This is a genomic window from Bradyrhizobium centrosematis, assembly GCF_045571495.1.
GTDB lineage: Bacteria > Pseudomonadota > Alphaproteobacteria > Rhizobiales > Xanthobacteraceae > Bradyrhizobium > Bradyrhizobium centrosematis.
Window position 1 is genome coordinate 4,553,930 of the sequence record NZ_CP120703.1, and the last position, 26,634, is coordinate 4,580,563.

Below are 26,634 nucleotides of genomic sequence, written 5' to 3' on the forward strand. Positions count from 1 at the left end.
GAATTCAGCCCACCACCTCGGTGACAGGCTGAAGATCGATCTCGAAGGTCTCCAGGAATTTCGCGGTCATGATGTAGAAGCCGACCGAGAGCTGCAGCTCGACCAATGCAGCTGGGGTCAGCTTCGACGCGATCGCCTTGAAGGTCGCATCCGTCGGCTTCTTCAACTTGACGATTTCGTCGGTGAAGGCGAGTGCGGCGCGCTGCACTTCATTGAAGCAGGTTGCAGCCTGCCAGTTCTCGAGCGACTCGTTCTGTTCGTCGGTGACGCCGACATTCTTTCCGATCCGCTTGTGCGCGACGATCTCGTACGGCGCCTCGCACAAGATGCCGGTGCGCGTGATCGCGAGCTCCCGTACGATCGGATCGAGCTCGCCCTTGTGGCGGATCGCGCCCCCCAGGCGGCAGTACTGCTCAAAATAGCTCGGCGAGTGCGCCATCATGCGGAAGATGTTGGCGTTACGGTTCTTGTCGAGAATTTCGCGGGTGCGGTCGGATGCCTTGGACGGGTCGCTGTACTGAATACGGGCCATGATTTTCCTGAAGTTTTCCCTGACGTTTCTCTTGGCTTTTGATGCTTCTTGTCGCCACCGGCGAAAGTTCCCAAAGACTCTATTCGCGGCCGGACGCAGGAGCAACATTATCGAGTCAAATTGCCGCCGCATTGCTGATCGACCCTGAGACAGTCGATATTCGCCGTGTGGGGACACATTGCGGTGAATACTCGAGAAGTGGGGTGTTCCGAGTAGAACAATTGGCCGTCGGGTGCGCTAGCCGCACAACGATGAGTCACGCCCAAGTCTAGGGAGAAAAAGGCATGAAGGAAGCCATCAAGGGGGCGGCCTCGGGAGCGCTCGCGCATATGCTGGCGGTGACGGCGATGCTCGTCATCGCCAGCATCTTGTTCTACGGGCGCTAGTTCGAGTTCGGGTTTCAACGTTTTCGTCATTCCGGGGTGGCCCTCGCACAGGCCAGGCCCAGAATCCCGTTCCAGGCTCGGTCGTATGACCGCCCCCGAATGACGAAGCCCTCCCTCGGCGGCCATTGGCCGGATGACGCGAAACGCAATCCGGGACAGAGCCGCGTCAGAAGAAGCCAGGATTTCGCTTCGCTCGATCCGGGCGACATTCGCGTCTCGCTATTTGGCCTTGGCAAAGAACGGCACGAGCTTGCCGGCGAACGGCTTGAACCTCGCGGTCACCGAATCGCCGATGGCAAGATCATTCTCGCCATGCGCCATCATGCGGAAACCTTCGACGCAATCGACCAGCAGGATGTTGTAGGGCACGTGAGCCCGCGTCTCGGGCGCGGCGGCGCGGCAGACCAGCGAGGTCGCATAGACCCTGCCCTTGCCGCTGGCGCGCAGCTCGCGCGGATTCGATTCGCCGCAAGCCGCGCAGAAGGCGCGATGAAAATACTGCACATGCCCACATGAGCCGCACGTCTGGTAGGTGATGGCCTCTTCGCCCTTGGTCCAGTCTGCCAGACGCTCGCTCATCGCACTTGCTCCAGGAACATGCTGACGTGGGACGACAGCACGCCGCCGTCGCCATGCAGCAGCGCGATAGAGGCATCGCGCACCTGGCGGTTAGCCGCACGCCCCGTCATCTGTAAATGCGCCTCGACCAGATGCGCCATGGCGCCGCCGACGCCGCAATGGCCGTAGCTGAGCAGACCGCCATGGGTGTTCAGCGGCATCGCGCCGTCTCGGTCGAAATGGCCGGCGCGGACCCGTGCGGCGGCTTCGCCGCGGCCGGCAAGGCCGAGATCTTCCAGCAGCATCGCGAGCGTGATCGTAAAACTGTCGTAGATCGCGGCATAGCGCACGTCGGAGATCGCAAGGCCCGTCGCCTGCTTGGCACGCGCGATCGATATCTCGGCGCCGAGTTCGCTCAATGCCGGCGCGGCCGTGACGTGCTGATGGGTGTGCGCCTGGGCGCAGCCGCGAATGCGCACGCCCGCCTCCCCGGTTCGCTCGCGGCTGATCACGAAGGCCGCGCCGCCGTCGGACACCGGGCAACAGTCGAGCAGCTTGAGCGGCACCGCCACCGGCTTCGAGGCCATGACGTCGGCAACCGTGATGGGATCGTGAAATTGCGCGCCGGGATGGGAGCAGGCGTGCGCGCGCATCAGCACCGCGAATTCGGCGAGGTCTTGCTCGGTCACGCCGTATTCGTGCATGTAGCGCGTGGCGACGAGACCGTAATAGGCGGGAATGGTCGGCCCCAGCGGCACCTCGTAATCGGGATGGCCGACCTGCGCCAGCGCCTGGATCGAGGCATCGCGGCTCTGCCCGGTGAGGCGGTTCTCGCCGGCAACGACGAGCACGTTGCGCGCAACGCCCGAGGTGACGAGGTGATGCGCGAGCATCGTCATCGCGAGCCCCGTGGCGCCGCCGACCTGCACGGCGTGGGCATAGGACGGGCGGATGCCGAAATGCTCGGCGAAGACGGTCGCCAGCATGATGTGGGGCGAGACGGTGGAATAGCCGCAAAGAATGCCGTCGATCTCGCTCCGCCTGAGGCCGGAATCGTCGAGGGCGGCTTGCGCCGCCTTGCTCATCAGATCGAGCGAGGATGAGCCTTCATGCTTGCCGAACGACGTGAGGCCAACGCCGGTGATGAAGCTCATGGTGCGCTCCTGTCGTTCCGGGGCGATGCGTCAGCATCGAACCCGGAACCTCGAGATTCCGGGTTCGGTCCTGCGGACCGCCCCGGAATGACAGATGGAAGAGTTTGCGCCATGCTTCTCCCTACGCCAGCGCTGCGCGCGTGACGCCGTCACGGACCATGGCGTCGATTTCATCGGCCGAGTATCCGATCTCGCGAAGAATCTCCGCGCCGTGCTCGTTGAGCCGCGGCGCCAGACGCACCGGCTCGGCTTCGGTCTCGGACCAGGTCGCCGTCACCTTCATGCTGCGGATCGGACCTTCGCTCGGATGGGTCACGACCGGGAAAAAGCCGGTCGCTTCCAGATGCTCATCGTGCAGGATCGAGGCGAGGTCGTGCATCGGCATCACCGGCACGTCTGCTTTCGTCAGCAGGTCGATCCATTCGGCGGTGGTGCGCGTCTCGAAGATGCGCGCGAGCTCGGCATAGACGACGTCGATATTGGCGGCGCGGCCGGCGAAGGTTGCGAATTGGGGATCGGCGCGCAGGTCGTCGCGGCCTGTCGCCTTGAAGAAATTCTGCCACTGCTTGTCGTTGTAGACGATGACGCTGAGATAACCGTCCGAGGTCTTGTAAGGACGGCGATCGCGCGAGAGGTGGCGGGCATAGCCGCCCTTGTCGAGCGGCGGCTCATAGGTCAGCCCGCCCATGTGATCGCCCATGACGAAACCGGCCATGGTCTCGAACATCGGGATATCGACGCGCTGGCCGCGGCCGGTGCGGTCGCGGTGCACGAGGCTGGCGCAGATCGCTCCCACGGCGGTGAGACCGACGATGCGATCGACCAGCGCATTTAGCACGTAGCGCGGCACGCCGTCGCCGGTCTGCGCCATTAAGGCCGGCAGGGCCGTCGCGCCCTGGATCAGGTCGTCATAGGCGGGCTTTGCCGCATAGGGCCCGTCCTGGCCGAAGCCGAACACGCCGGCATAGACCAGGCGCGGGTTGATGGCGGAGACCACGTCGTAGCCGAGCTGGAGCCGCGCCATGGCCTGCGGACGGACGTTGTAGACGAGGACGTCGGCATCCTTCAGAAGCCGCAGCACGGCCTCGCGTCCGGCGGGCTTCTTCAGATCGAGACAGATCGAGCGCTTGCTGCGGTTGGTGTTGAGGAACACCGGACCCATGCCGGCGTGACGCATCGGGCCGATCAGGCGGGTGACGTCGCCGTCGAGCGATTCCACCTTGATGACGTCGGCGCCGTAGTCCCCGAGCATCTGGGTCGCATAGGGCCCCATCAGCACGGTGGTCATGTCGACGACCTTGATGCCCTTCAACGGCCCCATCGTTCGCTCCCGATTGCGCGAGGGCTCAAGGCTCGGCCCCGCGATTTCGGTCAGCTAAAGGCAGTGCTGGCGTGCGCGCAAGGACGGCCGGCGTATGGCCGCATGCGCCGCGCGGTGAAATCGGCGCTATTTCTTCTGGCGGGATTCGCGAATCTTGAGCAGCCGGTCGAGCTCTTCGTTCTGCTGGCTGATCCGATCGGCGATACGCGACTCGTTCTGCTCGCCCGACGCAGCCGCCGCCTGCTCGATGAGCTGGCGGATATTGTCCTCGAGGATCGCAATCCGATCGTTGAGTGCGTCCATCGATAGCGAGTCTTCGTAGTCAGTGCTCATGATGCATTCCCTGCAAACCAATCAGGAGCATTAAGGGGACCCGAGAGCGGCCCACCATGATTTAACGCAAAGAAGTGGGCACGGCATAACGCGCCCGTGCCCGCCCAAGCACCGACCTACTTCAGCGGCTCGAGCACCGAGACGTAGTTTGCGACCGCAGCACCGCCCATGTTGAAGATGCCGCCGAGCTTGGCATTCTTGAGCTGCATGCCCTCGGGGGCCTGGCCTGCGAGCTGCATCGCCGTCATCACATGCATGGAGACGCCGGTGGCGCCGATCGGATGGCCCTTGGCCTTGAGGCCGCCAGACGGATTGACCGGCAGCTTGCCGTCCTTGAGCGTCCAGCCTTCCTTGATGGCGCGGGCGCCCTGCCCCTTCGGCGTCAGGCCCATCGCTTCGTATTCGATCAGCTCGGCGACCGTGAAGCAGTCGTGGGTCTCGACGAAGGAGAGATCGTTAAGCGTCACGCCCGCCTTCTCCAGCGCGCGCTGCCAAGCGACCGTGCAGCCCTCGAACTGGAGGATGTCGCGCTTGCTCATCGGCAGGAAGTCCTGGGCATGCGCGGTGGCCCGGAAGCCGATCGACTTGCTCATGGCCTTGGCTGTCTCGGCATCAGCCAAGACAAGGGCAGCAGCGCCGTCGGAGACCAGCGAGCAGTCGGTGCGCTTCAGGGGACCGGCGACGTAAGGGTTCTTCTCGCTCTCGGCGCGGCAGAAGTCGAAGCCGAAATCCTTGCGCATCTGGGCGAAGGGATTGGCAACGCCGTTCTTGTGGTTCTTGGCCGCGATCAGCGCCAGCGCATCGGACTGGTCGCCGTATTTCTGGAAGTAGGAGCTGGCAATCTTGCCGAATACCCCGGCGAAGCCGCCGACGGTGTCGCCGTCCTCGGGCAGGTAGGACGCCTTGAGCAGGTTCTTGCCGATCTCCGCGCTGGGTGTGCGGGTCATCTGCTCGACGCCGACGACCAGGACGATCTTGGCGGCGCCTGCGGCAATCGCGCGCAGGCCCTGGTGGACGGCAGCGGAGCCGGTGGCGCAGGCGTTCTCGACCCTGGTCGCCGGCTTGAAGCGCAGCTTGGGGTCGGCCTGGAGCACCAGCGAGGCGGTAAAATCCTGCGGCGAGAAGCCGGCATTGAAATGGCCGAGCACGATCTCGTCGACGTCGGAGGCCGAAATGCCGGCATCCGCCAGCGCCTCATTGGCAACGCGGGTGACGAGGCTCTCGACGGTCTCGGTATCGAACTTGCCGAACGGCGTATGCGCCCATCCGACGATGCTGGCGGTCATGGTCTTCTCTCCCTGGAATTTCTCACCTGAGCTAAGTCTTAGCCCAGGGATGGCAAGACTTCACGCGGCTTTCAGGGCCTTGAGGGTGCGCTGGCAGATGGCAGTTATGCCGGCCCAGTTCCCGGCCCGGATCTCCGCCGTCGGGCACAGCCAGGACCCGCCGACCGCGACCACGTTGGGTTCGGCGAGCCAGCTCGCCGCATTGCCCTCGCTGATGCCGCCGGTCGGGCAGAACCGCACGTTCGGGAATGGGCCACCGAGGGCGCGCAGGCCCTTGATGCCGCCGGCCTGCTCGGCCGGGAAGAATTTTGCGACGTCGAAGCCGTGGGCCAGCGCCTGCATCAGCTCGGAGGCCGTGCCGATGCCCGGCGCGAATGGCAATGAGCTGTGGGCCGCGGCCTTGAGCAGATCGGGGGTCAGGCCCGGGCTGATGCCGAACGCGACGCCGAGCTTCTCGACCCGGGTGAAATCGGCCGGATTGAGGATCGTGCCGATGCCGACCACCGCCTCGGGCACCTCGGCCATCATCGCCCTCGCCGCCTCGATCGCGACGGGGGTGCGCAGCGTCACCTCCAGCGTGCGGACGCCCCCGGCGACCAGCGCGCGCGCCAGCGGCACGGCGTCCTGGATCCGCTCGATCGTGAGGACGGGGATGACGGTCGCGGCCTTGAACAGCGCGGCGAGGTGATTCTGTTGGGCGGTCGTGGTCATGGGGCTCGATTCACTTGATCGCGTTTACTTGGTGGCCCGGCGAGAAGCGGCCGGCCGGTGCCGCTTCTTCGGCGGCATGGCATAGCCCGGAATGATGGCGCCGGGATAGCAGATCACGACGCTGGCGAGGCGATGCCCGGCCTGGGCGGCTTCGGCCGGATCGGAACCGGCGAGCCGGGCGGCCATGTAGGCCGCGGCAAAGCTGTCGCCGGCCGCCGTGGTGTCCACCACAGGCCTGGTCATGGGCTCGGCGCGGACCTCGTGGGTCGCCCCGGGAAAGCGCAGCAGGCTGACGGGCTCGGCGAGGCGGAACACCAGCTCCGGCGTCGGGATCCGCGACATCAGTTGCTCGTTGCTGTCGCCGGGATAGAGCGCGAGCAGATCCTCGGTCGAGGTCAGCACGATGTCTGCGGCCGCGAACGCCGCGGCAAACACCTCGCGTGCGACGTCGCGGTCCGGCCATCCCCGGGCGCGAAAATTGGTGTCGAAGACGAAGCGGGTGCCGAGCAGGCGCGCGCGCTTGATCGCCGCGAACAGGCGATCGCGCCCGGGCGCATCGTAGATCGAGAGCGTGATGGCGGAGAGATAGACGATGTCGTAGCTCGTCAACGAATTGAGCAGCTCGTCGGTCTCCGGCAAGTTCATCAGCTGGCGCGCCGCCGCGCTGTCGCGCCAGTGGAAGAACTGGCGCTCGCCCCTGGCATCTAGCTGGATCATGTAGAGGCCGGGCAGCTTGCCCGCGAGCCGCACGACGCGCCGCGTGCCGACGTTCTCCGCGTTCCAGGCGGCGATCATCTCGTCGCTCAGGGCGTCGTCGCCGAGCGCGGTGAGATAGTCGACCTTGACCTCGAGCCGCGCCAGATAGATGGCGGTGTTGAGGGTGTCGCCGCCGAAGCCGCGCGAGTACAGCCCGCCGCCCTGCCCGGCAGACGCGCCGCCTTGCGCCTGCCGAAGCTCGACCATGCATTCGCCGACGCAAGCAACGCTCGCCATCACCAGGGCCCGCTCAGTCAGGGGTCAGGCGACGAAATTGCCGCCGAGCTCGTCTTCGATGTGGATGCGGATGATGTCGTCGAAGGTCTTCTCGGCAGTGGTGAAGCCGAGCTCGCGCGACCGCTTGGCGTCGAAATTGCGCGGCCAGCCGCCGACGATGCCGATGATGAAGGGATCGGGCTCCCGCTTGATGCGCGCGGCGACCTTTTCGCCGGCAACCCGCTTCAACGCGGCGATCTGCTCGCCGACGGTCGCCGACAGGCCCGGCATGGTCAGGTTGCGGCGCGGACCGACCGCGGCCAGGTCCATGGTGCCGGCATGAAGCAGGAAGCCGACCGCGGAGCGCGGCGTGGCATGCCAGTGGCGGACGTCCTCGGACACCGGCAGGATCGCCTCCTTGCCGGCGAGCGGCTCGCGCAGAATGTTGGAGAAGAAGCCCGATGCCGCCTTGTTGGGCAGGCCGGGCCGGATGCAGATGGTCGGCAGACGGATGCCGATGCCATCGAGGAAGCCGCGGCGGGAATAGTCGGCGAGCAGCAGCTCGCCGATGGCCTTCTGGGTGCCGTAGCTGAGCAGCGGGGTATGGAAGAACTCGTCGCCGATCGCATCGGGGAACGGCGCGCCGAACACCGCGATCGAGGACGTGAACACCACGCGCGGCTTGTAGCCGCTGCCGACGAGCCTGATCGCGTCGAGCAGCATCCGCGTGCCGTCGAGATTGATGCGATAGCCCTTGTCGAAATCGAGCTCGGCTTCGCCCGAGACGATCGCAGCCAGATGGAAGATCACGTCGGGGCGGCCGGCGATCAGCTTCTCGGCCGCGCCGGCGACCGCGAAATCGCCGGACACCGTCTCGACCGCGAAACCGGCCTTCTCCGGCTTCTTCGGCTCGACCACGTCATGCATGGTCAGCTTGGTGATATCGCTCTTGCCGAGCCGGCCGTCGCGCAGCAGCCGTTCACAGAGTTTGCGGCCGACCATGCCGGCGGCGCCGAGAACCAGAATGTGCAAGAGCTCAACTCCTTATTTCATTGGCCGAAGCGCGCCGCTCCTGACGCGCCCTCGGCAAGCCCCGCGATCACTCCTTCACGGCGCCGGTCATCGCCGACACATAATGCTCCACGAAGAAGGCGTAAAGGATGACGAGCGGCAGCGAGCCGGCCAGGGCTCCCGCCATCAGCGACCCCCACCGGTAGATGTCACCATCCACGAATTCGTTGACGATCGCGACCGGCACCGTCTTGTTGCTGGTCGACTGCAGGAAGGTCAACGCGTAGATGAACTCGTTCCAGCACAGCGTGAAGCAGAAGATGAAGGCCGAGATCAGGCCGGGAATCGCGAGCGGCAGCACAATCTTGATCAGGATCTGCCAGCGGCTCGCGCCGTCGATCAGCGCGCATTCCTCCAGCTCGAACGGGATGGTCTTGAAATAGCCCATCAACAGCCAGGTCGAGAACGGGATCAGGATGGTCGGATAGGTCAGGATCAGAGCCAGCGGCGAGTCGAACAGGCCGTACTGAAAGACGACGGTGGCGAGCGGAATGAACAGGATCGACGGCGGCACCAGATAGGCGAGGAAGATCAGCCCGCCGACGAGGTTGGCGCCCTTGTAGCGCAGGCGCACGATGGCGTAGGCGGCGAGCACCGATGCGATGATCGACAGCACCGTGGCGCAGATCGCCACGTACATCGTATTCCAGAGCCAGTGCGGATAGTAGCTCTCGAACAGCAGCTTGTGGAAATGCTTGAAGGTCGGATTCCAGGTCCAGAACGGGTTGTACTTGTCGAGATCGAGCAACTGCTCGTCCGGCTTCACCGAGGTCAGCGCCATCCAGTAGAACGGAAACAGCAGGACCACGACGATGATCGTGAGCGGCAGGTACAGCGTCACGATCCGGCGCGGCACCGACTGCAGATAGCTCATGCCCTCGCTGTGATCGTCCTTCGCGACTGTCGGAGCCGAGCTATGCAGCACGGCCTTGAGATCGATCCGCGAGGTGGGGAGATCAGTCATTGTTTTCTCCCTGTTGCCACTTGCGGCGCTGCAGACCAAACCAGGAGACCATGATCGCCGCAAGCAGGAACGGGATCATGGCGCTGGAGATCGCCGCGCCCTCGCCGAGCTGCCCGGCGATGATCGCCCGCTGGTACGACAGCGTCGCCATCAGATGGGTGGCGTTGACGGGGCCGCCGCGCGTCATCGCCCAGATCAGCTGGAAGTCGGTGAAGGTGAACAGCACCGAGAAGGTCATCACGACCGCGATGATCGGCGTCAGCAGTGGATAGGTGATGTAGCGGAAATTCTGCCAGCGCGTGGCACCGTCGAGCGTTGCGGCTTCATAGAGCGACGGCGATACCGTCTGCAGGCCTGCCAGCAGCGTGATCGCCACGAACGGCACGCCGCGCCAGATATTGGCGAAGATCACGCAGATGCGGGCCCAGGTCGTGTCGCCGAGGAAGTTGATGTTCTGGCTGATCAGACCGAGATGCCTCAGCGACCAGGAGATGATGGAGAATTGCGAGTCGAAGATCCACCAGAATGCCAGTGCCGATAGCACCGTCGGCACGATGAAGGGGATCAGGACCATCGCGCGCAACATCGCCTTGAATGGCATGTTCTCGTTCAGCAGCAGCGCGAGATAGAGCCCGATCGCGAATTTGAGAGCGCTGGCGACGAAGGTGTAGAGCAGCGTGTTGAACACCGACAGCCAGAAGATGGAATCGTCCCACAGCCACTCATAGTTCTCGGTGGCGACGAAATGCCCGACCCTGCCGATGCGGGTGTCGGTGAAGGACAGCCAGATGCCGAGCCCCAGCGGATAGGCCAGGAAGAAGATCAGGAAGGCCATGGCCGGCACCATGAACCAGAAGCCGAGCCAGTTGCGGTTGTGTTTGAGCTGGGTCCAGGCGCTGTCCTCGCTCATCTGAGGCTTGGCCCGGGGAATTGCGACATCAGCCATGCCCGATATCCCTGATCGAAATGTTGATGGGCGGGCGGCCGGATGGCCCCCCGCCCCGTGACCGTCAGCGATAGATTCGCTTCAGTTGGCGCTCGGCTTCCGCCATGGCGCCCTTCGCATCCTTGGCGCCGGTGCAGTAGTTGGCGAACATGTCGACGACGATGAAGTCGGCGATCGCAGTCGCCGCCTTCTCGCCGACCGTACCGATACCCGAGGCCGGCAGCGTGCGCTTGGAGGCCTGCGAGAACACGGCGTTCTTGGGATCGGCCGTCCAGATCGGCGCCGACTCATAGGCGTTCAAGGTCTGCGTCAGATAGCCCTGCGCGCCGTCCAGCCACTTCTCGTAATTCTCCTTCTCCAGCATGAAGGCGACGAAGGCCTTCGCCGCGTTCGGATATTTGGTGAAGTTGAAGGCGAGGATCGGCAGCGCAAGCTGCAGCTCGGTCGGCTTGCCGACCGGTCCGACCGGCCAGAGCGCGTGATAGGTGTCCTCGGCGAGCTCCTTTTTGCTCGCATCGGTCTTGGCGGCGACGTAGATCGAGATGCCGTTCGCGGTGCAATAGAGCTCGCCGGCGAGGAACGCCTTGTTGTTGGAGGAATCGTTCCAGGACGCCGTGCCCGGAATGAAGCTTTCATACAGCGCCTTGCAATAGTCCAGCGCCTTCGCCGTCTCCGGCGAGTTGATGATGATCTTGTCGTTCTGGTCGACCGTGTAGGCGCCATGGCCCCACAGGACCCAGTGCAGCCAGGAATTGCCGTCGCCCGAGGCGTGACCGAGTGCGAAGCCGGCCGGCGTGTTGTTCGCCTTCAGGGCCTTGCACATCTCAAGGAATCCGGGGAAGTCCTTCGGGAATTCCTTGAAGCCGGCCTTGTCGAGCGCCGACTTGCGGTAGGTCATGTAGCCGCCGTTGGTGGCGACGGGAATGCCGAGCCAGTCGTTGCCGAGCTTGCAGGTCTTGGCGGCCGCATCGGTCCAGCCGCCGTACTTCTTGCCGAGATAATCGGCGACGTCGTTCATCTTCAGCACTTTGGTGGGGAACAGCTGCGGCAGCGTGTGCAAGCCCCAGGCGAGATCGAGGCCGGAGCCGGTATTGGCTGCAACCGAGGCCTTCGGCTGCACGTCCTCGAACGACTCGCTGAATACGTTCATCTCGGTGCCGGTAGCTGCCTTGAACGCCGCGACCATCGCATTGAACGCATCGTCTTCCGCCGGCACGAAGCGCTTCCACCGCATCACGGTCAGCTTGGCACCCGGCTCCGCCTTCCAGGGCGCGCTCTGCGCCCAGGCCTTGGCGAAGTCGAACAGTGCCGGCCCGGTGAGCATGCCGGTTGCAGCCAGTGCCGTTCCGCCTTGAAGCAGAGTCCGGCGGGTAAAGTCTTTCATGTCGTCCTCCCTGTGATGCTTTTTATTGTCTAGACTTGGTCTTGTTTGCCCTATGCGTTCAGGCGTTTCCCCGTCGCTTCGTCGAACAAGTGCACCAGTGACGGGTCAGGTTTCAGCCGTACCTTGTCGCCCGGGTTAAACTGGTGACGCTCGCGGAAGACCGCGACGACCTGCTCGCCACCGACCTTGGCGAACACCTGCGTCTCCGAGCCGGTCGGCTCGACCACGATGATCTCGGCCTCGGCGCCGTCGTCGGCGATGGTGAAATGCTCGGGCCGCACGCCATAGACCGCGGGACGCCCGTCGGACGCCGCGGGCGCGGTCTTGAGCGGCAGCTTGACGCCGTTCGGCCCCTCGAAGGTCGCAACGCCGTTGACGCGCACATGCCCCTTCAGGAAGTTCATCGCGGGCGAGCCGATGAAGCCGGCGACGAACTGGTTGTCGGGCTTGTCATAGAGCTCGAGCGGCGTGCCCATCTGCTCGACGATGCCGTCATGCATGACGACGATCTTGTCGGCCATGGTCATGGCCTCGATCTGGTCGTGGGTGACGTAGACGGTCGTCGTCTTCAGCCGCTGGTGCAGCTCCTTGATCTCGGTACGCATGGCGACGCGCAGCTTGGCATCCAGGTTCGACAAGGGCTCGTCGAACAGGAAGACCTGCGGATCGCGCACGATGGCGCGGCCCATCGCGACGCGCTGGCGCTGGCCACCGGACAGCTGGCGCGGATAGCGGTCGAGCAGCGGCGACAGCGCGAGGATCTCGGCGGCGCGCTTGACGCGCTTGTTGATCTCGTCGGCACTCGCGTTCCGCAGCTTGAGCGAGAAGCCCATATTGTCGGCGACGGTCATGTGCGGATAGAGCGCGTAGTTCTGAAACACCATCGCAATGTCCCGCTCCTTGGGCTGGACATTGTTGACGACGCGGTCGCCGATCGAGATCGTGCCGGAGGTGATGTTTTCGAGACCGGCGAGCATGCGCAGAAGCGTCGACTTGCCGCAGCCGGAGGGGCCGACCAGGACCACGAACTGGCCATCCTCGATCGGAATCGTCACGCCGTGCAGGACTTCAAAATTGCCGAACGATTTCCGCACGTCGCGGATTTGCACAGACGACATCTAGCTCCCTCCTCGAAAGTCCACGACGCCCCTTGCGCCGCGACCGTCTTGTTTTTTCAGACTTCGCCGAACGAAGCCCGATCTTAGCGGGCAACATTGTCGGCAGTTTGAGCGGTTTTGGCAATTTGTCTTTGGTTAGTCGTTGCTGGTAGCGCTGTCAACGTTCCTTTGTTTGCGGGACTGACTGTGTTAAGAGCAGCAAATGGGTCGAAAACGCACCAAGTCAGGCAAAATCCGACTGGCGGAAGTCGCCGAGCTTGCCGGCGTCAGCCCGATTACGGCGTCGCGCTTCTTCCGTAATCCCGAAGCCTTGTCGGTCGCCAAGCGGACCCGGGTCGAGAGCGCCGCCAAGGAGCTCGGCTATGTCCCGAACCTTGCAGCCCGCGCGCTGGCCTCGCAGCGCACCGAGGTGATCGGTGTCCTGATCCCCTCTCTCACCAACAACGTGTTCTCGGACGTGCTGCGCGGCATCTACGACGCGTCCGAAGGCAGCCGCTACTCGATCCAGTTGTCCAACACGCGGTACAGCATTCTCCAGGAGGAGAAGCTGCTGCGCCTGTTTCTTGCGCAGAAGCCGGCCGGGCTGATCGTCACCGGCATCGACCAGACCGCGGAATCGCGCGCGATGCTGGAGGCTGCCGACTGCCCGATCGTTCAGATCATGGAGATCGGTCCCGATCCGGTCGACATGATGATCGGCTTTTCGCACTACGATGCAGCCCGCGCGGCGGTCGCGCATCTGTTCGAACAGGGCCGCCGCAGAATCGGCTTCGTCGGGGCGCGCATGGATCCGCGGGTGCAGCGGCGCCTCGACGGATATGTCTCCGCCATGAAGGACGCCGGGCTGTTCGACCAGCGCCTCGTCGTTACGACCGCGACGCCGACCTCGGTGACGCTCGGCGGCGCGCTATTCACGGATCTGTTGGCCCGGGAGCCCGAGCTTGATGCGGTGTTCTGCGCCAATGACGACCTCGCGCTCGGCGTTCTGTTCGAATGCCGGCGCCGCGAGATCGCCGTCCCCGACCAGATCGCCATCGTCGGCTTCAACGACCTCGAATTCATGGCGTCCGCCGTCCCCACCCTCACCAGTGTGCGCACCAACCGTTACGAGATGGGCAAGACCGCCGCCGCCATGTTGATCGAAGCGATCGACGGCCGGCGCCCCGAGCAGCCGGTGCTCGATCTCGGTTTCAAGGTGATCGAGCGGCAAAGCTCGTCGTCGCGCCATTCGGACAGCAGACCAGCCGTTTCGGGTGCGGCTGCGGTGAACAAAATGGTAGCGTTACCAAGTGGCCACGACTAGTATCGGATTTGTGAGGAAACGACCCGCCAGCGGGCCAGCGATCCATCATTCGCGCCGTTGGGCATCGCACAAGCCGACAGCCCAAGACTGACGTAATGGACGGAACGCCAGTGCGTTTGCATTGCAGGAGAAACCAATGACAAAAAAGCCAACCAATGGGCATGCCCCCACCGGCAACGGTACGCGACGCCACCTTCGCTCGCAGGAATGGTTCAATAACCCGCATAATCCGGGCATGACCGCGCTCTATATGGAGCGCTACCTGAATTACGGTCTCACCCGCGCCGAGCTGCAGTCCGGCAAGCCGATCATCGGCATCGCCCAGACCGGCAACGACCTCTCGCCCTGCAACCGGCACCATCTCGATCTGGCCCATCGCGTCCGCGAGGGCATCCGCGAGGCCGGCGGCATTGCGATGGAATTCCCGACCCATCCGATCCAGGAGACCGGCAAGCGGCCGACCGCGGCGCTCGACCGCAACCTCGCCTACCTCGGCCTGGTCGAGATCCTCTATGGCTATCCGCTCGACGGCGTCGTGCTCACCACCGGCTGCGACAAGACCACGCCGGCCTGCATGATGGCGGCGGCGACCGTGAACCTGCCGGCGATCGTGCTGTCGGGCGGCCCGATGCTCAACGGCTGGCACAATGGCGAGCGCACCGGCTCCGGCACCATCGTCTGGAAGTCGCGCGAGCGGCTCGCCGCGGGCGAGATCGACTATGAAGAGTTCATGGAGATCGTGGCCTCCTCCGCGCCCTCGGTCGGCCATTGCAACACCATGGGCACCGCCTCGACCATGAACGGCCTCGCCGAAGCGCTCGGCTTCTCGCTGCCGGGCTGCGCGGCGATTCCGGCACCCTATCGCGAGCGCGGCCAGATCGCCTACGAGACCGGCAAACGCATCGTCGAGATGGTGTGGGAAGACCTCAAGCCCTCGGACATCCTCACCCGCAAGGCGTTCGAGAACTGCATCGTGATCAATTCGGCGATCGGCGGCTCGACCAACGCACCGATCCACATCAACGCGCTCGCCCGCCACATCGGCGTCGAGCTCACGATCGAGGACTGGCAGAAGGTCGGCCACGACGTGCCGCTCCTGGTCAACATGCAGCCGGCCGGCTTCTATCTCGGCGAGGAATTCCACCGCGCCGGCGGCGTGCCGGCCGTGGTGCGCGAATTGATGAAGCACAAGCGCATCCATGAAGACGCCGTCACCGTCAACGGCCGCGGCATCGGCGAGAACTGCAAGAACGCGCCCGCACCCGACAACGACGTGATCTGGGCCTACGACAAGCCGCTGGTGAAGGACGCCGGCTTCCTGGTGCTGAAAGGCAATCTGTTCGACTCCGCGATCATGAAGACCTCAGTGATCTCGAAGGAATTCCGCGACCGCTACCTCAGCAACCCCAAGGACCCGAACGCCTTCGAGGGCCGCGCGATCGTGTTCGAGGGCCCGGAGGATTATCACGAGCGGATCGACGATCCCTCGCTCGATATCGACGAGCGCTGCGTGCTGTTCATCCGCGGCACCGGCCCGATCGGCTACCCTGGTGGCGCCGAGGTCGTGAACATGCAGCCGCCGGCGGCGCTGATCAAGCGCGGCATCCGGTCCCTGCCCTGCATCGGCGACGGCCGCCAGTCCGGCACCTCGGGCTCGCCCTCGATCCTGAACGCCTCGCCGGAAGCCGCCGCCAATGGCGGGCTTGCGATCCTCAAGACCGGCGACAAGGTCCGCATCGACCTCAACAAGGGCAGCGCCAACATCCTGATCTCGGACCAGGAGCTGAAGCAGCGCCACGCCGAGCTCAAGGCCAATGGCGGCTTCAAGCATCCGCCGAACCAGACCCCGTGGCAGGAAATCTATCGCAACACCGTCGGCCAGCAATCGACCGGCGCCTGCATGGAGCTCGCCACGCGCTACCAGAACGTCGCCGGCACCTTCGGCGTGGCGCGGGACAATCACTAGCCGCCACACCGTCATTGCGAGCGAAACGAAGCAATCCAGTCTTCCCGTGCGGAAAGCCTCTGGATTGCTTCGTCGCAAGAGCTCCTCGCAATGACGTGGGGGTTGGCATCGAATGACCATAGGGAGAACATGAATATGGCAGACCGCCTCAAGGGAAAGCGCGCCGTCGTCACGGCTGCCGCGGCGGGAATCGGCCGCGCATGCGCCATCGCATTCGCGCGTGAAGGCGCAACCGTCATCGCCACCGACATCAACGAAGCTGGCATCGCGAGCCTGACCAAGGAAGGCATCGCCGAGGCCGCGAAGCTCGACGTCCGCAACACCGCCGAGGTCAACGCCTTTGCCAAGCGCATCGGCAAGATCGACATCCTGCTCAACGCCGCCGGCTTCGTGCACCACGGCTCCATCCTGGAGTGCTCCGAAGAGGATTTCGACTTTTCGTTCGACCTCAACGTCAAGTCGATGCACCGGACCATCAAGGCCTTCCTGCCCGACATGATCGCGGGCGGCGGCGGCAGCATCGTGAACATCTCGTCCTGCGCGGCGCTGCGGCCGCCGGCCAACCGCTACGTCTACAGCTCGTCGAAGGCGGCGGTATCGCTGCTGTCGCGCGCGGTGGCGCTCGATTTCATCACCAAGGGCATCCGCTGCAACTCGATCTGCCCCGGCACCGTCGAGACGCCCTCGATGCTCGACCGCGCCGCCGCGCAAGGCCCGCAAGGCAAGGAGATGTTCATCTCGCGCCAGAAGATGGGCCGGCTCGGCACCGCCGAGGAGATCGCTGCCATGGCGGTCTACCTCGGCAGCGACGAAAGCGCCTTCACCACCGGCGTCGACCTCGTCGTCGACGGCGGCTACATGCTCTGACGCCAGAGGCAGCCGGCATGAACAAGATCGACCTCAACGGCCGCGTCGCAATCGTTACCGGCGGCGCGCAGGGCTTTGGCCGCGCGATCACCGAGCGCTTCGTTGCCTCCGGAGCCAAGGTCGCGATCTGGGATTTCGATGCCGCCCTGGCCGAGAAGGCCGCGAAGGAGATCGGCGACAGCGTCCGCGTCTTCAAGGTCGACGTCACCGACACCGCAGCCGTGGAGCAGGCCCGCGATGCGACGCTGGCCGCCTTCGGCAAGATCGATATCCTCGTCAACAACGCCGGCATCGCCGGCGTCAACAAGCCGGTCTGGGAGACCGACCTCGAGGAATGGCGCAAGGTGCTGCGCATCAACCTTGACGGCCCTTTCATCGTCTCCAAGGCGATCGTGCCCGTGATGCTCAAGCAGAAATACGGGCGTATCGTGAACATCGCCTCCATCGCCGGCAAGGAGGGCAATCCGAACGCCGCGCACTATTCGGCCTCCAAGGCCGGCCTGATCGCGCTGACGAAATCGCTCGGCAAGGAGCTCGCCGCGCATGACATCCTCGTCAACGCGGTGACACCTGCCGCCGCGAAGACCGCGATCTTCGACCAGATGACGCAGCAGCACATCGACTTCATGCTGTCGAAGATTCCGAAGGCGCGCTTCGTGCTGGTGGAAGAGCTCGCCGCAATGGTGGCTTGGCTCGCCTCCGAGGACTGCGCGTTCTCGACCGGCGCGGTGTTTGATATTTCCGGCGGACGGGCGACCTATTGAGGACAGCATGATCCGGGAAGGTGGATGTCTGTGCGGCGCAGTGCGGTTCAAGGCGGAGGGAGAGCCGCTCAACGTCCGCATCTGCCATTGCCGCCTTTGTCAGAAGGCGATGGGATCCCCCTTCTTCGCCCGTGCGCAGTTCGACCAGCGCGCGCTGACCGTCGAGGGTGACACGGGGCGTTATGCATCGTCCGAGAACATCGACCGCGTGTTCTGCAAGCGCTGCGGCACGCGCCTGTTCTCCTGGCGGCGCAACGGTACGCTGGCGGGCGTCGCGCTATCGGTGTTCGACGATCGCAACGCCTTCGCGCCGACCGAGCACATCTGGGTCTCGGAGAAGCCCGCCTGGCTCAAGCTCGACGACGGTCTGACGCAATATCAGGGAACGATTCCGGCCTGATGTCAGACCTGGCCTGACACCGGCGCCCTCGCCGCCTGAACGCGCCGTCCCGTCGTCGTCGCGATCCAGATTCCGGCGAACACCGCGACGATGCCGGCCGCTAGATTCCAGCGCAGCGGTTCGTTCAGCAGCCAGGCTCCGATCAGCGAGGCCGTGATCGGATTGACCGTCACCGAGATCGCAACGCGCGTCGGTGTGGTACGCTCCAGCGCGAAGGCCCAGAGATAGAAGGTCAGCGCCGCGCCGAAGCCACCGAGATAAGCAGCCGCCAACCATTGCGGCGCGCCGAAATCCGCAACCGGTGCAAAGCTGCCGCGGACATAGGAGAGCAGGATCAGGCAGATGGCGCCCGCCGCCATGCCCATGGTCGTGAAACCAATCGGGCCGGAGCGCCGGATCAGCGGCTTCGACCAGATGCCGTAGAGCGCCATGCACAGCGCCGCCGCCATCATCAGGAGATCGCCCCGCCAGGCGCCTGACGGCGCGGAGCCGAGGTCGGAAAGCAGCGCGACCGCAACGCCAGAGGTCGCGATCACGACGCCGACCGACTTGCGCCAAGTCAGGGCCTCGGCGCCGAGGGCGGCGCCGATCACGAGCGACAACAGGGGAAGCGTGGACAGGGCGAGCGCGCCGCGCGCGGCGGTCGTGAAGATCAGCGACGCGTTGAACAGGATCGGGAACAGCGCAAAGAACAGGATGCCGAGCGCGATGGCGGCGGCCCAGTCGCCTCGCTGCGGCCAGCGATCGCCGCGCAGCAGTGCGAGAGGCAACAGCAGGAGGAAGCCGATGCCGAACCGGAACGAGCCGATCGCCAGCGGATCGATGCTGCCCACCAGATAGCGCGTCGCGCCGATCGAGGTGCCGCCGAGGCCGCTCGACAGGACGGCCGCCAGAACGCCGGAGATCTCGGCCATGCTTGCTCCCGTTGGTGCCTTGAAAGCAGCATACGAGGCGCGCCCAAACGGGGAATGGAATTTCCGTCATGCCAGGATAAGTTTTCATCATGACCGCACCCGTTCTCGATCCTGATCTGCTGAAGGCCTTCGCCGCAGTCGCCGAGCATCGCTCCTTCACGCGCGCCGCCATGACGCTCAACCGGACCCAATCCGCGATCAGCGTCCAGATCAGGCGCCTGGAAGAACGGCTCGGCGCAAAACTGTTCCAACGCACCAGGGCCAGCGTTGCACTGACTCCAGCAGGCGGCCAACTGCTCGTCTACGCCAAGCGGCTGCTCGACCTCAACGCAGAGGCCGTCGATGCGCTCCGCGCGCGCAAGCACGAAGCCGTCGTTCGCCTCGGCGTGATGGACGACTACGGCACGATCGTCATTCCGCCATTGCTGGCGCAATTGGCCAGCAGCCGTCCGGAGATCCGGGTGGAGATCGAGACGGGGCTGACTGCGACGATGCCGTCCCGGCTCGGCGAGGACTATGACCTCGTCATCGCCATGCACCCTGAGGGACGCGGCGACGGCGAGTTGCTGCGACGCGAGCAGGCGGTGTGGGCCGCGGCCGCGTCATATTCAGTCGGGGCACCGCACGACGCGCTGCCCCTCGCGCTCTACCCACCCGGCTGCCTGTTCCGGCAATGGGCTGCGGCCGCGCTCGATGCCGCCGGCCGTCCCTGGCGCCTCGCCTTTATCAGCCGGACGCTTGCTGCGGTGGAGGCGATCGCAGCCCAGGGCCTTGCGATCACCGTGGTGAAAGCCGGCCTCCTGCCGCCTCGTCTGCGCGTCCTGTCGGAGCGCGACGGCCTGCCGCCGCTACCAGCCGCGGACATCCGCCTCCATTGCGCGCGCAAACTGTCGCGTCCGGCGGCACTGCTGGCTGATCATCTGCGGCGTGGCATTCCGGACGCGGCCACCCTATTTTGAGTCGAAGCGTTGCTGCACCGCCGGTTTGGCTGGAACGGCTGCAAGGCCGCGAGCGAACCGGGATCAACGAGCCGTGAACATTTCCTTCTATGACCTTTCCGTCTGGGTGCTGCCGCTGGTGCTCGCCATCACCTTTCACGAGGCTGCGCACGCCTTCGTCGCGGACCGGCTCGGTGACAACACGGCCGCGCAGCTCGGCCGCGTCAGCTTCAATCCCATCAGGCATATCGATCCGTTCGGCACCCTGATCCTGCCGGCGATGCTGCTGTTCGCGCATTCGCCGTTTCTGTTCGGTTATGCCAAGCCGGTGCCGGTGAACTTCCGCAAGCTGAACAATCCCAGGCTGGGCATGGTCTGGGTGGCCCTTGCGGGGCCTGTCACCAACATCCTGCTGGCGCTCGCCGCGGCCCTCGCCTTCCACGCCCTGCCCCTCGTGCCGGCCGGCTCGGCGAAATGGGTCGCCGACAATCTCAAGAATGCACTGATCATCAACGTCATCCTTGCCGTCTTCAACATGATGCCGATCCCGCCGCTCGACGGCGGGCGCGTCGCGGTCGGGCTGCTGCCCCGCCCGCTCGCCTTGCCGCTGGCCCGGCTCGAGCCGTTCGGGATGCTGATCCTGATCAGCCTCTTGATCCTGCTGCCGCTGGCGGGCTCGCAGTTCGGTCTAAATCTTGATGTTATTTCAGCAATACTGCGGACGTTGACCGGTCATGTGATTCAGGCTGTTCTCTTCCTGACCGGCAATGCGTAGTTGAACAGCGAAACTCGAACACAAGCCGAAGGGCCAGAGGCCGACTTGGTCAAAGCTGCCGATATGCTGATCGCGCGACGGGCCGACACCCGCGCCCGCGCCGATTTCGCCACCTGGAAGATGATGGCCAAGCTCAATGGGGCGTCCGCACTGCCCCCGGAGGCCCAGGAGTTCCTGGCGAGCTATCAGAACCTGCTGACGCAGACCAGCGAGGGCGAGGCCACCGAAGCCACCATCGGCGCAATCTACAAGGCCTATTATGCCGAAATGGGCGGCGGGGGAACCGCGCCCGACGTCCGCTCCCGTCCGCCTGAAACGGCGCGGGACAATGTTACCGCTTTTCGCCGTCCGGCACCGGCCCCGAAGAAATCAGCCTCCTTGGGGGCGGGAGCGTTCACTGGAACCCAGAAGCGGCCGCTGCCGGTGGCGCTGATCTTCGCCTGCCTGGTCGTCGTCTATGTCGCGATCCGGCTCTACTGGCGCTGAGCGGTCGTCTTCCTTTTCTTCTCGTCACGCGGCTTGAACTTGATCTCGACGGTGCGCTCGAACCGCTCCTCGGTCAGCTCGTTGGGCGGTACCGGGAACGGATCGGACTTGTGGACCATGGAGATCGCAGCGGCATCGTAAGCCGCATCTCCGGACGATTCCACGACATCGACCGAAATCACGTTGCCTCTCCGGTTGAGCGCGAAGCTCACCTTTGCCGTCTGGTCCTTGGGCTCCTTGCCCTGGGGATTGACCTTGTGCGCCGCGAGATGCGCGCTGATCTTGCGGTTCCAGTCCGCCGTCAGCTTCAGCAGGTCCTTGCCGATGCCAAGCACCGGCGCCATGGCCTTCTCGCCTTCGCGGACAGCATCTTCGAAAGTCTGCCGATCTGCTGCAACCGACTTCTGGGACGCCTCCATGGCCGGCGTTTCAACCGCGGCCAATTTCGGCTCGTCGTCCTGCTCCTTCTTCGTCTTGTTCTCGGTGACCAGACGATCGGCCTCCTCGACCTGTTGCGGCCGGTCCTGGGGAAGATCCGACTCCTTCACCTCGGTCTTCTGCTCGGGCAGCGCCGGACGCTCCTCCGATTCATCCGACTCCGTCGGCGCAAGCGGCAGATTCGATTCCTGAACCGGAGGCGAGGTCATCTCCACTGCGAATTCCGCACCAGCCGCCCCCAGGCCGTCGCCATCGTCATCGACCCGCAGATGGGCCAGCGCGAGCGCAGCACCACCCAGATGGAGCGCGAGCGCCGCCACCGCCGCCAGGATCCAGAGCTTCCGGGATGGTTTGAGTTCGTCCGACATCGCGCGTCTTCTTAAGGTTGACCGGCGCCTGCCGCGGGCGCCGCAGGGGCGCCTTCCAGCGCCACCAGCTTCACCCGCGTATAACCGCCTGAGCGCAACAGCTCCATCACACCCATCAACTCCCCATACGGTACCGACTTGTCGGCGCGCAGGAAGACGTACTTGTCCTTGCTCATATCGGACATCCCGTCGAGCGTTCCGATCAACTCGGTCCGGTGAACCGGGTTTTCCCCGATCGCAAGGGTCAGATCCGGCTTGATGCTGAGGTAGGTCGGCTTGTCCGGCTTCTTCTGCGGCGTCGCGCTCGACGTCGGCAGATCGATCGGCAGATCGACCGTGGACAGCGGAGCTGCGACCATGAAGATGATCAGCAGCACCAGGATGACGTCGATGAACGGCGTGACGTTGATGTCATGCGTTTCGGCGAAATCGTCGTCGTCATCATTGTCTGCGAGCGAAACGGCCATGATTCACTCCGCCGCGCGCGAATGCACGCTGCCGTGGCTGCGGTCGAGGTCGCGCGAGAGCAGCCGCGCCGCCGCCCCCGAGGCGCGGCTGACCAGTTCGAGATAGCTCTTCGTCACGCGCGAGAAGTGGTTGTAGATGATGACCGCAGGAATCGCCGCAACGAGGCCGATCGCGGTGGCGAGCAGCGCCTCGGCAATGCCGGGCGCGACCACAGCAAGGTTGGTGGTCTGCGATTTCGAGATGCCGATGAAACTGTTCATGATGCCCCAGACCGTGCCGAACAGGCCGACGAAGGGCGAGGTCGAGCCGATGGTCGCAAGCACGCCCATGCCGATCCGGATGCGCCGCGCCTCGGCCCGTACGATCTCGGAGAAGCTGGAGGCCGCACGCTCCTTGATGCCGGCGTCGCTGGACAGGCCGGCCGACATCCGGGCCTCGCGCAGGGCCGCCGTCAGGAAGGACGGCAGGATGCCCTCCCCGCCGCCGAGCGCCATTTGTGCTTCGGCAAGAGAGCGCGTCTCCGCAATCTTCTTCAATGCCGAACGAAGCTTGGCGGAGGCAACCGACAGCTCGATCGACTTGGCGATGAAGACGGTCCAAGTCATCAGCGATGCGAAGGCAAGCCCGATCATCACCGCCTTCACGATGACGTCGGCCGACATGAACATGACCCAGGGCGACAATTCCTTCATCGCCGGCGCAATGGCGGCCCCGTCGGGCTTTGCGGTCGTCGAGACGATGGCCGCAGGGGGTGCCGTCGGAACGGCCGGAGCGGTTGCCGTGGAAGCCGCAGGTGCCGGGGCACCAGGTGCGGTCGCTGCTGGCGTCGGGCTGCCCCCAGATGGCTGGGTGGCCGATTGCGCCGGTGCGGGCGCGGCTTGCGTCTGGGCGGCCACGGGGGATGCGAGCCAGGCGGTCGCCAACATCGCGGCTGCGGCAAGGCTTGCTTGGAAGGACATGATCTTCATACTTCGGCCCAGTAGCGAATGAGGTTGTGATAGATACCCGTCAATTTGACCGTTTCGGGATCGTCACGCCCGAGCCGTTCCACCAGCGCCTGTATCGCGGTGTCGAGGTCAAAGATCATGCTCCGGGCTTGATCGTCCCGTATCATGCTCTGAAGCCAGAAGAAAGACGCAACCCGCGTTCCCCTGGTCACGGGGGTGACGAGATGGAGGCTGGTCGAGGGATAGAGCACGCAGTCGCCGGCTGGCAACTTCACTTCGTGGGAGCCGTAAGTGTCCTCGATCACAAGTTCGCCACCGTCATAATCTTCCGGCTCGGCGAGGAACAGCGTCACCGACAGGTCTGTGCGGATGCGAAGGCCGGTCAGGCGATCGCCCCGGATCGCATTGTCGACATGCAGGCCGAAATGATGGCCGCTGCTCGCCGCATAGCGGTTGAACAGCGGCGGGAAGATCTGGAGCGGGATCGCCGCCGCGATGAAGCGCGGATTGGACGTCAGCGCCGAGATGATGCGGTTGCCGAGCCTGCGCGCGACCTCGCTATCCGCAGGCAATTGCTCGTTGCGCTTGACCATGGCCGACTGCGCACCGGCAGTCGATCGACCGTCCTCCCATTCGCTGGCGTCCATGATGCGGCGGAAATCCGCCACATCTTCCTTGCTGAGAACGCCCGGCAGACACGTCAACATGATCAGAACTTCGCCGTCGTCACGAGGTAGAAGGCCCGCCCCGGCGCGACCGCCACGAAGGGCACGTTGCTGCGGTAGAACGAGTCGTAATAGAGCTTGTTGGTCAGGTTCTGCGCGTAGAACTTCATGGTCCAGTTCTGGTCGATCTTCTTCTCGACGAACGCATCGAAGCGCCAATAGCTCGGCAGCTCGTTGGTATTGGCCGCAAACGTGCCGCCATAAACCTTCGAGCGGTACACCGCCTGCCCGCCGAGCTCCCAACCGCCGTCGAACTTGTACTTGGTCAGCATGCTGAACGACTGGTGGGCGACGTTGGCGAGCTGCAGGCCGAGGTTCGAGGCGACGCCGCTCTGCGTGACTTTGGACTGCATCAGCACCAGGCCGCCGAAGATGCTCCAGCGATCGGTGATCTTACCTTCGGCTTCGATGTCGATGCCCTGGATCCGGTAGGCCGCGCCGGAGGTCAGCAGGCCGTTGACGGTCTCGCGCGCGTTGTCCTTGGTGGTCTGGAACAGCGCACCGGTCACCAGCAGGTGGCGGTCGGCGAGCTCCCATTTGGTGCCGAGCTCGACCGCCTTGTTGCGCTCGGGCCCGAGCAAGAGGGTCGAGTTGGGGGGAACGCCGCCGTAATCGGTGCCGGTCGCGTCAAGCTCCGAACCGAACGGATTGGCCGAGGTCGCATAGGCTGCATAGATGCTGCCGATCGACATCGGCTTGTAGACCAGGCCGACATTGTAGTTCACGAGATCCGCGTTCTGCGTCACGTAGCTCGAATTGTTCGACGCGCTCTGACTGTAGCCGTCGTAGCGCACGCCGCCATTGACGATGATCGTGTCCTGCCAGTTCGCGGTATCCATGACATACACGCTGCTGGTGTTGACGCCGTAGCGCGTCGGATTTCCGAGCAGCGAGGGAATGCCGAACGGAATGTAGGTGTATTGCGGGGCATAGAGATTGACCCCCGACACGGCACCGGTGCTGGTGAAAGCGGAACCGGACAGTTCCGACGCAAGACCCGCATAGCGGTCGATCGAGATATTCTCGTTCGAATATTCGACGCCGAACACCGCGGTGTGCTTGACCCCGCCGGTGTCGAGCTTGAACGTGGCCTCGTTCTGATTGGCCCATACATCCACGTTCTGGTAGCGACTCTGCGCGCTCGCCGTCGTGGTCCAGAGCAGCGGATTGGGACTGGTCGTGTTCGGGTTCTGCGGCAGCGTGCCGATATAGTTGAGCAGCGAATGCTCGCCACGCACCTTGCTGGTCAGCGTGATGGCCTCGTTGACCTTGTACTCGATCGTGCCGGTGCCGAAATCCTGCCGCGCGGTCTGGAAGTCGCGGTTGAGGAAACCGTACCAGTTTCCGCGCGGGATGCCGGCCGACGTCACCGGCACGTTGCCCTGCTTGTAGTAGGGCACGCCGAAATCGGGATAGCCGCTGAGATCAGTATGGACGTAGTTCGTGGTGATCTTGAGGTCGGTGGTCGGGGTGTACTTGGTCGAGATGAACGTGCCCCACCGATTGTCGGTAACGTGATCGCGTCCGGCGACATTGGCGTCCTGGAACAGGCCGCCGGTGCGCACCGAGAAGGTCGGATCGATCACCTGGTTGACGTCGAGCGTGACCCGCTTGGTCCTGTCGGTGCCGAACTCGGTATCCATGCGCTTGAAATTGACGTCGCCGGCCTGCTTGGTGACGATGTTGATGGCGCCGCCGGCGGTGCCGCGGCCAGCGTAGGAGGACGCCGGACCGCGCAGAATCTCGATCTGCTCGGTGAAGAAGTTCTCGCGGATGGAAACGGCGGGATCGCGGATGCCGTCGATGAAGACGTCGTTGCGCGCGTCGAAGCCGCGGATGAAGAAGCGATCGCCGAACGCGTTGCCGCCCTCGCCCGAGCCCAGCGTCACGCCGGCGGTCGAGCGCCCGATCTCCTTCAGCGTCGTCGCGTTCTTGTCCTCGAGCACTTCCTTGCTGAGCACCGTGATGGTCTTGGGCGTGTTCAGCATCTTCTCGGGAAACTTCCCCGAGGCCTGGACGTGGTCGACCTTGTAGGGCGCGGCCGGATCGGCATAGGGATTGCCGTCGGGAGCACCCGACGGAGCAGTCGGCGCCGCCTGCTGGACCGCCTGCTCGCGCTGCGCGGCGCGACGAAGCGCGTTGCGCGCCCGGATCTGCTCCGGCGAGGGCTTCGAAGCCGTCGGACGCGGCCGCTCGACAGGCGCGTCGACCGTCACCGGCGGCAGGTTCGACTGCTGCGCCTGCGCCCCGCTCGACACCGACGCCACCGCAATCAAGCTCGCCACCGCCGAAACCTTCTTGCCGGAAACGCCCGTGAACTTTTCATCCACCAGATCGAATGCTGCGACCGAACGCAACGACTTCGGTGCGACCACCTGCCCCATTACCCAACGCCCCATCTTCCTGTTCGCTCATTCAATTCGATGAACGACGCGTTGTTGGTATCGGCCGCAAAATAGTGGGTCAATGCGAGCGGCTCGCAAGAACGCTTGAATCCATCCAGATCAAAACAATTCTAAACTGGAGTTTGAAACCGTTC

Annotated in this window: 27 protein-coding genes; 8 read left to right on the forward strand and 19 right to left on the reverse strand. The window is 64.5% G+C overall.

The annotated features are described in order from the left end of the window. Positions 1-4: 4 nt before the first annotated feature. The 13 genes from P6U31_RS21975 to P6U31_RS22035 all read right to left on the reverse strand — a co-directional run bounded on the left by P6U31_RS21975 (position 5) and on the right by P6U31_RS22035 (position 12,736). Positions 5-532 (reverse strand): carboxymuconolactone decarboxylase family protein, encoded by a 528-nt coding sequence (locus tag P6U31_RS21975; protein WP_407183799.1) that lies wholly within the window; start codon positions 530-532, stop codon positions 5-7. Between the two features lie 605 nt (positions 533-1,137). Beyond that, a complete protein-coding gene (locus tag P6U31_RS21980) occupies positions 1,138-1,497 on the reverse strand; it encodes a Zn-ribbon domain-containing OB-fold protein (protein ID WP_407183801.1) in 360 nt (119 codons plus the stop codon). Further along, complete coding sequence (locus tag P6U31_RS21985; protein WP_407183803.1) at positions 1,494-2,630, reverse strand: thiolase family protein; 1,137 nt, start codon at positions 2,628-2,630, stop codon at positions 1,494-1,496. The genes P6U31_RS21980 and P6U31_RS21985 overlap by 4 nt, the downstream gene beginning before the upstream one ends. Positions 2,631-2,751: 121 nt before the next feature. Further along, positions 2,752-3,951: a CaiB/BaiF CoA transferase family protein gene (locus P6U31_RS21990; RefSeq protein ID WP_407183805.1), complete on the reverse strand. Its 1,200-nt coding sequence runs from the start codon at positions 3,949-3,951 to the stop codon at positions 2,752-2,754. Between the two features lie 126 nt (positions 3,952-4,077). Then, the gene (locus P6U31_RS21995) at positions 4,078-4,284 is read right to left on the reverse strand and encodes a hypothetical protein (RefSeq protein WP_035674530.1); all 207 of its coding nucleotides are present in this window, start codon (positions 4,282-4,284) and stop codon (positions 4,078-4,080) included. Between the two features lie 116 nt (positions 4,285-4,400). Then, the gene (locus P6U31_RS22000) at positions 4,401-5,570 is read right to left on the reverse strand and encodes an acetyl-CoA acetyltransferase (RefSeq protein WP_407183807.1); all 1,170 of its coding nucleotides are present in this window, start codon (positions 5,568-5,570) and stop codon (positions 4,401-4,403) included. Between the two features lie 60 nt (positions 5,571-5,630). Next, positions 5,631-6,281, reverse strand: a complete 651-nt coding sequence (eda, locus tag P6U31_RS22005; protein ID WP_407183809.1) for a bifunctional 4-hydroxy-2-oxoglutarate aldolase/2-dehydro-3-deoxy-phosphogluconate aldolase — start codon at positions 6,279-6,281, stop codon at positions 5,631-5,633. A gap of 24 nt (positions 6,282-6,305) precedes the next feature. Further along, positions 6,306-7,274 (reverse strand): sugar kinase, encoded by a 969-nt coding sequence (locus tag P6U31_RS22010; protein ID WP_407183811.1) that lies wholly within the window; start codon positions 7,272-7,274, stop codon positions 6,306-6,308. Positions 7,275-7,298: 24 nt separating this feature from the next. Further along, complete coding sequence (gene denD, locus P6U31_RS22015; protein WP_407183813.1) at positions 7,299-8,285, reverse strand: D-erythronate dehydrogenase; 987 nt, start codon at positions 8,283-8,285, stop codon at positions 7,299-7,301. A gap of 67 nt (positions 8,286-8,352) precedes the next feature. Further along, on the reverse strand, positions 8,353-9,288 hold the full coding sequence (locus tag P6U31_RS22020) for a carbohydrate ABC transporter permease (RefSeq protein ID WP_407183815.1): 936 nt from the start codon (positions 9,286-9,288) through the stop codon (positions 8,353-8,355). After that, on the reverse strand, positions 9,281-10,198 hold the full coding sequence (locus P6U31_RS22025) for a carbohydrate ABC transporter permease (RefSeq protein ID WP_407189911.1): 918 nt from the start codon (positions 10,196-10,198) through the stop codon (positions 9,281-9,283). Before P6U31_RS22025 ends, P6U31_RS22020 begins: the two co-directional genes overlap by 8 nt. Positions 10,199-10,298: 100 nt before the next feature. Then, positions 10,299-11,618: an ABC transporter substrate-binding protein gene (locus P6U31_RS22030; RefSeq protein ID WP_407183816.1), complete on the reverse strand. Its 1,320-nt coding sequence runs from the start codon at positions 11,616-11,618 to the stop codon at positions 10,299-10,301. A gap of 50 nt (positions 11,619-11,668) precedes the next feature. Then, the gene (locus P6U31_RS22035; RefSeq protein ID WP_407183817.1) at positions 11,669-12,736 is read right to left on the reverse strand and encodes an ABC transporter ATP-binding protein; all 1,068 of its coding nucleotides are present in this window, start codon (positions 12,734-12,736) and stop codon (positions 11,669-11,671) included. 202 nt (positions 12,737-12,938) lie between these two features. Between P6U31_RS22035 and P6U31_RS22040 the strand changes: the two genes are divergently transcribed. The 5 genes from P6U31_RS22040 to P6U31_RS22060 all read left to right on the forward strand — a co-directional run bounded on the left by P6U31_RS22040 (position 12,939) and on the right by P6U31_RS22060 (position 18,036). Beyond that, on the forward strand, positions 12,939-14,039 hold the full coding sequence (locus P6U31_RS22040; RefSeq protein WP_407183819.1) for a LacI family DNA-binding transcriptional regulator: 1,101 nt from the start codon (positions 12,939-12,941) through the stop codon (positions 14,037-14,039). Positions 14,040-14,175: 136 nt separating this feature from the next. After that, positions 14,176-16,005 (forward strand): IlvD/Edd family dehydratase, encoded by a 1,830-nt coding sequence (locus P6U31_RS22045; RefSeq protein ID WP_407183820.1) that lies wholly within the window; start codon positions 14,176-14,178, stop codon positions 16,003-16,005. A gap of 135 nt (positions 16,006-16,140) precedes the next feature. Continuing rightward, a complete protein-coding gene (locus P6U31_RS22050) occupies positions 16,141-16,872 on the forward strand; it encodes an SDR family oxidoreductase (RefSeq protein ID WP_407183821.1) in 732 nt (243 codons plus the stop codon). 17 nt (positions 16,873-16,889) lie between these two features. Then, on the forward strand, positions 16,890-17,636 hold the full coding sequence (locus P6U31_RS22055) for an SDR family NAD(P)-dependent oxidoreductase (protein WP_407183823.1): 747 nt from the start codon (positions 16,890-16,892) through the stop codon (positions 17,634-17,636). A gap of 7 nt (positions 17,637-17,643) precedes the next feature. Further along, positions 17,644-18,036: a GFA family protein gene (locus tag P6U31_RS22060; protein ID WP_407183824.1), complete on the forward strand. Its 393-nt coding sequence runs from the start codon at positions 17,644-17,646 to the stop codon at positions 18,034-18,036. Between the two features lie 2 nt (positions 18,037-18,038). Here the strand turns inward: P6U31_RS22060 and P6U31_RS22065 are convergent, their stop codons facing one another. Further along, entirely contained in the window at positions 18,039-18,950 is a 912-nt protein-coding gene (locus P6U31_RS22065; RefSeq protein ID WP_407183825.1) for a DMT family transporter, read from the reverse strand. A gap of 89 nt (positions 18,951-19,039) precedes the next feature. Here P6U31_RS22065 and P6U31_RS22070 point away from each other — a divergent pair, with 89 nt between their 5' ends. The 3 genes from P6U31_RS22070 (at position 19,040) to P6U31_RS22080 (ending at position 21,149) form a co-directional block, all read left to right on the forward strand. Further along, complete coding sequence (locus P6U31_RS22070; RefSeq protein WP_407183826.1) at positions 19,040-19,909, forward strand: LysR family transcriptional regulator; 870 nt, start codon at positions 19,040-19,042, stop codon at positions 19,907-19,909. A gap of 73 nt (positions 19,910-19,982) precedes the next feature. Continuing rightward, the gene (locus P6U31_RS22075) at positions 19,983-20,663 is read left to right on the forward strand and encodes a site-2 protease family protein (protein WP_407183827.1); all 681 of its coding nucleotides are present in this window, start codon (positions 19,983-19,985) and stop codon (positions 20,661-20,663) included. A 63-nt stretch (positions 20,664-20,726) separates the two neighbouring features. Then, positions 20,727-21,149, forward strand: a complete 423-nt coding sequence (locus P6U31_RS22080) for a hypothetical protein (protein ID WP_407189912.1) — start codon at positions 20,727-20,729, stop codon at positions 21,147-21,149. On the opposite strand, the gene P6U31_RS22085 is transcribed toward P6U31_RS22080, so the two are convergent. Genes P6U31_RS22085 through P6U31_RS22105 form a run of 5 tightly spaced genes read right to left on the reverse strand, consistent with a single transcriptional unit; the run spans position 21,137 to position 26,479 of the window. Next, positions 21,137-21,955, reverse strand: a complete 819-nt coding sequence (locus P6U31_RS22085) for a TonB family protein (protein ID WP_407183828.1) — start codon at positions 21,953-21,955, stop codon at positions 21,137-21,139. The two genes, P6U31_RS22080 and P6U31_RS22085, sit on opposite strands and share 13 nt — an antisense overlap. Positions 21,956-21,966: 11 nt before the next feature. After that, positions 21,967-22,422, reverse strand: coding sequence for a TonB system transport protein ExbD (gene exbD, locus P6U31_RS22090; protein WP_407183829.1), 456 nt, complete (start codon positions 22,420-22,422; stop codon positions 21,967-21,969). A gap of 3 nt (positions 22,423-22,425) precedes the next feature. Continuing rightward, complete coding sequence (gene exbB, locus P6U31_RS22095; protein ID WP_407183830.1) at positions 22,426-23,391, reverse strand: tonB-system energizer ExbB; 966 nt, start codon at positions 23,389-23,391, stop codon at positions 22,426-22,428. After that, entirely contained in the window at positions 23,388-24,077 is a 690-nt protein-coding gene (locus P6U31_RS22100; protein WP_407183831.1) for a Fe2+-dependent dioxygenase, read from the reverse strand. Before P6U31_RS22100 ends, exbB begins: the two co-directional genes overlap by 4 nt. 2 nt (positions 24,078-24,079) lie before the next feature. Then, the gene (locus P6U31_RS22105) at positions 24,080-26,479 is read right to left on the reverse strand and encodes a TonB-dependent receptor (protein WP_407189913.1); all 2,400 of its coding nucleotides are present in this window, start codon (positions 26,477-26,479) and stop codon (positions 24,080-24,082) included. Between the last annotated feature and the right edge of the window lie 155 nt (positions 26,480-26,634).

What these genes read in the sequence shown, in the direction of transcription:
- P6U31_RS21975 (WP_407183799.1), bottom strand. Translation starts at nt 532, where the DNA reads ATGGCCCGTATTCAGTACAGCGACCCGTCCAAGGCATCCGACCGCACC.
- P6U31_RS21980 (WP_407183801.1), bottom strand. Translation starts at nt 1,497, where the DNA reads ATGAGCGAGCGTCTGGCAGACTGGACCAAGGGCGAAGAGGCCATCACC.
- P6U31_RS21985 (WP_407183803.1), bottom strand. Translation starts at nt 2,630, where the DNA reads ATGAGCTTCATCACCGGCGTTGGCCTCACGTCGTTCGGCAAGCATGAA.
- P6U31_RS21990 (WP_407183805.1), bottom strand. Translation starts at nt 3,951, where the DNA reads ATGGGGCCGTTGAAGGGCATCAAGGTCGTCGACATGACCACCGTGCTG.
- P6U31_RS21995 (WP_035674530.1), bottom strand. Translation starts at nt 4,284, where the DNA reads ATGAGCACTGACTACGAAGACTCGCTATCGATGGACGCACTCAACGAT.
- P6U31_RS22000 (WP_407183807.1), bottom strand. Translation starts at nt 5,570, where the DNA reads ATGACCGCCAGCATCGTCGGATGGGCGCATACGCCGTTCGGCAAGTTC.
- eda (WP_407183809.1), bottom strand. Translation starts at nt 6,281, where the DNA reads ATGACCACGACCGCCCAACAGAATCACCTCGCCGCGCTGTTCAAGGCC.
- P6U31_RS22010 (WP_407183811.1), bottom strand. Translation starts at nt 7,274, where the DNA reads ATGGCGAGCGTTGCTTGCGTCGGCGAATGCATGGTCGAGCTTCGGCAG.
- P6U31_RS22020 (WP_407183815.1), bottom strand. Translation starts at nt 9,288, where the DNA reads ATGACTGATCTCCCCACCTCGCGGATCGATCTCAAGGCCGTGCTGCAT.
- P6U31_RS22025 (WP_407189911.1), bottom strand. Translation starts at nt 10,198, where the DNA reads ATGAGCGAGGACAGCGCCTGGACCCAGCTCAAACACAACCGCAACTGG.
- P6U31_RS22030 (WP_407183816.1), bottom strand. Translation starts at nt 11,618, where the DNA reads ATGAAAGACTTTACCCGCCGGACTCTGCTTCAAGGCGGAACGGCACTG.
- P6U31_RS22035 (WP_407183817.1), bottom strand. Translation starts at nt 12,736, where the DNA reads ATGTCGTCTGTGCAAATCCGCGACGTGCGGAAATCGTTCGGCAATTTT.
- P6U31_RS22040 (WP_407183819.1), top strand. Translation starts at nt 12,939, where the DNA reads ATGGGTCGAAAACGCACCAAGTCAGGCAAAATCCGACTGGCGGAAGTC.
- P6U31_RS22045 (WP_407183820.1), top strand. Translation starts at nt 14,176, where the DNA reads ATGACAAAAAAGCCAACCAATGGGCATGCCCCCACCGGCAACGGTACG.
- P6U31_RS22050 (WP_407183821.1), top strand. Translation starts at nt 16,141, where the DNA reads ATGGCAGACCGCCTCAAGGGAAAGCGCGCCGTCGTCACGGCTGCCGCG.
- P6U31_RS22055 (WP_407183823.1), top strand. Translation starts at nt 16,890, where the DNA reads ATGAACAAGATCGACCTCAACGGCCGCGTCGCAATCGTTACCGGCGGC.
- P6U31_RS22060 (WP_407183824.1), top strand. Translation starts at nt 17,644, where the DNA reads ATGATCCGGGAAGGTGGATGTCTGTGCGGCGCAGTGCGGTTCAAGGCG.
- P6U31_RS22065 (WP_407183825.1), bottom strand. Translation starts at nt 18,950, where the DNA reads ATGGCCGAGATCTCCGGCGTTCTGGCGGCCGTCCTGTCGAGCGGCCTC.
- P6U31_RS22070 (WP_407183826.1), top strand. Translation starts at nt 19,040, where the DNA reads ATGACCGCACCCGTTCTCGATCCTGATCTGCTGAAGGCCTTCGCCGCA.
- P6U31_RS22080 (WP_407189912.1), top strand. Translation starts at nt 20,727, where the DNA reads ATGCTGATCGCGCGACGGGCCGACACCCGCGCCCGCGCCGATTTCGCC.
- P6U31_RS22085 (WP_407183828.1), bottom strand. Translation starts at nt 21,955, where the DNA reads ATGTCGGACGAACTCAAACCATCCCGGAAGCTCTGGATCCTGGCGGCG.
- exbD (WP_407183829.1), bottom strand. Translation starts at nt 22,422, where the DNA reads ATGGCCGTTTCGCTCGCAGACAATGATGACGACGACGATTTCGCCGAA.
- exbB (WP_407183830.1), bottom strand. Translation starts at nt 23,391, where the DNA reads ATGAAGATCATGTCCTTCCAAGCAAGCCTTGCCGCAGCCGCGATGTTG.
- P6U31_RS22100 (WP_407183831.1), bottom strand. Translation starts at nt 24,077, where the DNA reads ATGTTGACGTGTCTGCCGGGCGTTCTCAGCAAGGAAGATGTGGCGGAT.
- P6U31_RS22105 (WP_407189913.1), bottom strand. Translation starts at nt 26,479, where the DNA reads ATGGGGCAGGTGGTCGCACCGAAGTCGTTGCGTTCGGTCGCAGCATTC.